General features: G+C 49.9%; 4 protein-coding genes and 4 tRNA genes. 7 read left to right on the forward strand and 1 reads right to left on the reverse strand.

Annotated features, from left to right (window positions below; translation table 11 throughout):
- Window positions 1-173 precede the first annotated feature (173 nt).
- Both murB and birA read left to right on the forward strand, forming a co-directional pair.
- On the forward strand, window positions 174-1,211 hold the full coding sequence (murB, locus tag HFD94_RS22675) for a UDP-N-acetylmuramate dehydrogenase (RefSeq protein WP_033759494.1): 1,038 nt from the start codon (window positions 174-176) through the stop codon (window positions 1,209-1,211).
- Window positions 1,208-2,167: a bifunctional biotin--[acetyl-CoA-carboxylase] ligase/biotin operon repressor BirA gene (gene birA / locus HFD94_RS22680; RefSeq protein WP_010261004.1), complete on the forward strand. Its 960-nt coding sequence runs from the start codon at window positions 1,208-1,210 to the stop codon at window positions 2,165-2,167. The genes murB and birA overlap by 4 nt, the downstream gene beginning before the upstream one ends.
- Before the next feature lie 43 nt (window positions 2,168-2,210).
- On the opposite strand, the gene coaA is transcribed toward birA, so the two are convergent.
- Window positions 2,211-3,158, reverse strand: a complete 948-nt coding sequence (gene coaA / locus HFD94_RS22685) for a type I pantothenate kinase (RefSeq protein ID WP_010672227.1) — start codon at window positions 3,156-3,158, stop codon at window positions 2,211-2,213.
- Between the two features lie 777 nt (window positions 3,159-3,935).
- Here coaA and HFD94_RS22690 point away from each other — a divergent pair.
- The 5 genes from HFD94_RS22690 to HFD94_RS22710 all read left to right on the forward strand — a co-directional run.
- A tRNA-Thr gene (locus HFD94_RS22690) sits at window positions 3,936-4,011 on the forward strand.
- A 7-nt stretch (window positions 4,012-4,018) separates the two neighbouring features.
- Window positions 4,019-4,103: transfer RNA gene (locus HFD94_RS22695), tRNA-Tyr, on the forward strand.
- A 191-nt stretch (window positions 4,104-4,294) separates the two neighbouring features.
- Window positions 4,295-4,369: transfer RNA gene (locus tag HFD94_RS22700), tRNA-Gly, on the forward strand.
- 5 nt (window positions 4,370-4,374) lie between these two features.
- Window positions 4,375-4,450: transfer RNA gene (locus tag HFD94_RS22705), tRNA-Thr, on the forward strand.
- 108 nt (window positions 4,451-4,558) lie between these two features.
- Window positions 4,559-4,869 (forward strand): GTP-binding protein (locus HFD94_RS22710; RefSeq protein WP_243208059.1); only part of this gene is annotated, 311 nt, incomplete at its 3' end.

A 4,869-nucleotide genomic window follows, 5' to 3' on the forward strand; every position in this document is an offset into this window, starting at 1 on the left:
GCGAGAGTAGGGAACTGCCAGGCATTAAATAAGTGAAGAAGCCCCGCACGAAAGTGCGGGGCTTTTTTACGTCTGCAGATCGTGAAAAACCTCATCATAACCTCCGAAAACAGCCTGAGAACCCCTCTCTGATACGGTAAACTACGGCCAGATAACTCAGTAAAGGCCGTCAAATGTCCAGCCAGCATCCCTCCTTAAAAGCCGACAATACGCTTGGGCTTGAAGTACATACACAGAAACGCATCGTCGCCGAGACGCCAGCCGCCATTCTGGCAGCATGGCAGGCCAGCCAGAGTGATCAAACGCCTTTCCTTGTGCTCGGTGAAGGCAGCAATGTCCTCTTCCTGGAAGATTTTGCCGGTACAGTGGTGCTGAACCGCATCAAAGGCATCAAAATTCAGGATGAATATGAGTGCTGGAAATTGCACGTTGGGGCAGGTGAGAACTGGCATCAGCTGGTTAAAAGCACGCTGGAAAAAGGGATCACAGGCCTGGAAAATCTGGCGTTGATCCCTGGTATGACCGGTTCGGCACCGATTCAGAACATAGGTGCTTATGGCGTGGAATTAAAAGACGTCTGCGAATACGTGGATGTACTTAATCTGCACAGTGGTCAGACAGAACGTCTCGATCGTGAAGCCTGTGAGTTTGGCTATCGTGACAGCATTTTTAAACATCACTACCAGTCAGGCTATGTCATCGTCGCAGTCGGGATAATATTGCCTAAGCAATGGCAACCGGTATTAACCTACGGCGATCTGAAAACGCTCAATCCGGTGACGGCCAATGCCTGGGATGTCTATCACGCGGTATGCCAGATGCGGCAGAGCAAATTACCCGATCCGAAAGTCACCGGTAATGTAGGCAGCTTTTTTAAAAATCCTGTCGTCACCGAGGCGCAGTGCAGCTCACTACTGACGCATTTTCCGGCTTTGCCACACTATCTGATGCCAAATGGTGAAATCAAACTGGCAGCAGGATGGCTTATCGATCAGTGCCAGCTGAAAGGTTATCGCATCGGGGGCGCGGCAGTTCACCAGCAACAGGCTCTGGTGCTGATCAACGCTGAAAATGCCACTCCCGACGATATCGTTGCGCTGGCAAAAACCGTACGCGCTCAGGTTGGTGAAAAATTTGATGTCTGGCTTGAGCCCGAAGTGCGCTTTATTCAGGCGCAGGGTGAGTGTAATGCCGTCGGGGTGATCGCATGAAAGACCATAATGTTCCGCTAAAGCTGGTTGATATCTTATCTGATGGTGAGTTCCATTCCGGTGAGCAACTGGGTGAAACGCTGGGCATGAGTCGCGCAGCCATAAATAAGCATATCCAGACGTTAAAAAGCTGGGGTCTTGACGTCTATACCGTGACAGGTAAAGGTTACAGTCTCTCTGCCCCGATACAGCTGCTGGATGAGCAGGCGATACTCTCACAGGTTACGCAGGGTAACGTCTCGGTAATCCCGGTGATTGATTCCACAAATCAGTATCTGCTGGAACGTATGCATGAAATGGAGTCGGGTGCTGCCTGCATTGCGGAATATCAGCAGGCGGGTCGCGGCCGTCGTGGCCGTCAGTGGTTTTCGCCCTTTGGCGCAAACCTCTACATGTCTATGTACTGGCGTCTGGAGCAGGGGCCGGCAGCGGCGATGGGTCTGAGCCTGGTAATTGGCATTATCATGGCTGAGACATTACGTTCATTAGGGGCCGATGATGTCCGCGTAAAATGGCCCAATGATATTTACCTGAACGATCGTAAACTGGCGGGTATTCTGGTTGAACTGACAGGTAAAACCGGCGATGCTGCGCAGATCGTGATTGGTGCGGGGATTAACCTGGCGATGCGAACAGCCGATGCATCACAGATTAATCAGGGCTGGATTAACCTGCAGGAGGCCGGGGTAACGGTAAACCGCAATGAGCTGGCGGCACGTCTGATCAATAGTCTGCGCGAAGCTCTGCCGCTCTTTGAGCAGGAGGGATTAACCCCGTTTGTCGCACGCTGGGCTGCGCTGGATAATTTTATTAACCGGCCGGTTAAGCTGCTTATCGGTGAACGTGAGGTCCATGGTATTGCGCGAGGCGTAGACAGCCAGGGTGGCCTGTTACTGGAACAGGATGGCGAAATAAAAGCCTGGGTGGGTGGAGAAATATCACTGCGTCCTGTCTGAGTAAAAAAAGCCTGCAGCAACGCAGGCTTTTTTATGACAGCAGTTATTTACGCAAGCGAACCTTATCGACCGCATGATCGCCACTTTTGGTCATGATCAGGCTGGCTCGCTCGCGCGTCGGCAGGATATTTTCCTGCAGGTTAAGCCAGTTAATCTCTTTCCATAAATTGCCAGCAATTTCAACTGCTTCTGCCTCTGAGAGCTGGGCGTAATGATGGAAATAGGAGTCCGGATTGGTAAATGCGCCCTGGCGGAATTTCAGGAATCGATTGATATACCAGCTTTGCAGGAGATCTTCCTCTGCATCAACATAGATAGAAAAATCGACGAAGTCTGAAACAAAGACATGATGGGGATCGTGGGGATAGTCCATTCCACTCTGTAATACATTCAGACCTTCCAGAATCAGAATATCAGGCTGCTGTATCACTTTATCGCCATCAGGGATGACATCATAAATCAGATGTGAATAGACCGGAGCAGTCACCTGACTGGCTCCCGACTTCAAATCGGAGACGAAATTGACCAACCGGTGCATATCGTAGGATTGCGGGAATCCTTTTTTCTTCATTAACCCACGCTCTTTCAGCACGGCATTAGGATGAAGGAAGCCATCAGTAGTGATCAATTCGACTTTGCGATGTTCAGGCCAGCGGCTGAGCAAAGCCTGCAAGACACGCGCAGTCGTGCTTTTACCGACCGCTACGCTACCCGCAATACTGATGATATAGGGGATTTTCTGGCCATTGGTGCCCAGAAATTGCTCCAGTACAGCCTGCCGGCGAACGTTAGAACTTATATAAAAATTAAGCAGACGCGAAAGTGGCAGATAAATTTCCGCTACTTCCTCCAGCGAGAGATCCTCGTTGATGCCCTCCAGCTGCGCGATCTCTTCCTCTGACAGTGTCATAGGTACGGAATCACGTAATGCAGCCCATTGCTCACGAGTGAACTCTAAATAAGGCGTTGTCAGGGGGGTCGTTTTATCCATAAGCATGCATCTGACCGCAAATTCATGGCTATCAACCGCGTGTTATCCGATAAGCAGGACAGCACAGGTGAAGTGAATCACGAATCGCTGGTTTATCAGTGAGAACAATGGGCTGGAGGGTATCACCAGTATGGCTTTTAACAGAAGTAAAAAGATAAACGTGATCTCGCTTTCGTCGGCATACCCACAAAACATCATGGTGGCTTTAATTTTTACTGCTTTATCGTTGTTTATGATATTGCAGGTCATCACAGCGCATGTGCGGCTTTTATCTGCTTTTTACATCTGACACGTCTGAATGACAAAACGCCGCTATAAGGGCATAGAGAGAGGCTGAGGCGGTACAGATTCAATATGTCCCATAAGAACTTCAGCAAAAGAACAAACGGCGTAGAGTCATTTTGAAAGGCTCCACGCCTGGTCATCGTCGTACCGACATAAGGGACACGCATGTCAAAACAGGCCTGCTTTCTACAGAAAAGTGCCTGCACATGAGAAAAAAGCGCAGGCGAGGTCAAAAAAGCATCGTTCGGTACAGGCGTGTGAAATAAAAATACTGCCTGCAGATCATTTACCTGCTGAAAAGCGACCCAGGGAGAGGCGTGAGGCATTAGCGCGGGCTGACTGATCCTATGAAAACAGGACCAGATTGCACAAATATTCTGCACAAAAACACTAAAATGCGATGATTTGCACAAATAGTAAGCGATAGAAAAAAATAAGCGATTTTTTAGTTGCATCCAGAGCCCGACCTTCCTAGAATGCGCTCCACTTGATGCCGGCTTAGCTCAGTTGGTAGAGCAACTGACTTGTAATCAGTAGGTCACCAGTTCGATTCCGGTAGCCGGCACCATCAAGTAGGTGGGATTCCCGAGCGGCCAAAGGGAGCAGACTGTAAATCTGCCGTCACAGACTTCGAAGGTTCGAATCCTTCTCCCACCACCATCTCAACCTCGCGGTTGGGTACACAGATAAACAACCTGTTTATCTGTCAGGTGAGTCAATTATCACCCTGAATTCAGACTGAGCGTTAGCGAAGTCAAAGTCGGTCAGCTTCGCTGACAGGCAGTAGATAGTAGAGAAACATCTCTGTTATCTGCAAGCTACAGAAAGAACAGGTAGCCGAGTTCCAGGATGCGGGCATCGTATAATGGCTATTACCTCAGCCTTCCAAGCTGATGATGCGGGTTCGATTCCCGCTGCCCGCTCCAGATGTGCTGATATGGCTCAGTTGGTAGAGCGCACCCTTGGTAAGGGTGAGGTCCCCAGTTCGACTCTGGGTATCAGCACCACTTCCTTTAATCTCCCTCCTGATTTTCTCTGTAACTTCCTTGCAGTCAGGCATTGCCTGGTTAATGTGATGATATCATTGATATATCCGTGTCTTAGAGGGACTAGCGATGGCTAAAGAGCAATTTCAACGTAACAAACTGCACGTAAACGTGGGCACCATCGGTCACGTTGACCACGGTAAAACCACCCTGACTGCAGCTATCACTACCGTACTGGCTAAAACCAACGGCGGCCAGGCTCGTGCATTCGATCAGATCGACAGCACGCCTGAAGAAAAAGCCCGCGGTATCACCATCAACACCGCACACGTTGAGTATGAGACTGCTGCACGTCACTACGCTCACGTTGACTGCCCAGGCCACGCCGACTATGTGAAAAACATGATCACCGGTGCTGCGCAGATGGACGGCGCGATCCT

Source organism: Pantoea sp. EKM20T (assembly GCF_011800485.1).
Taxonomy (GTDB): domain Bacteria; phylum Pseudomonadota; class Gammaproteobacteria; order Enterobacterales; family Enterobacteriaceae; genus Pantoea; species Pantoea agglomerans.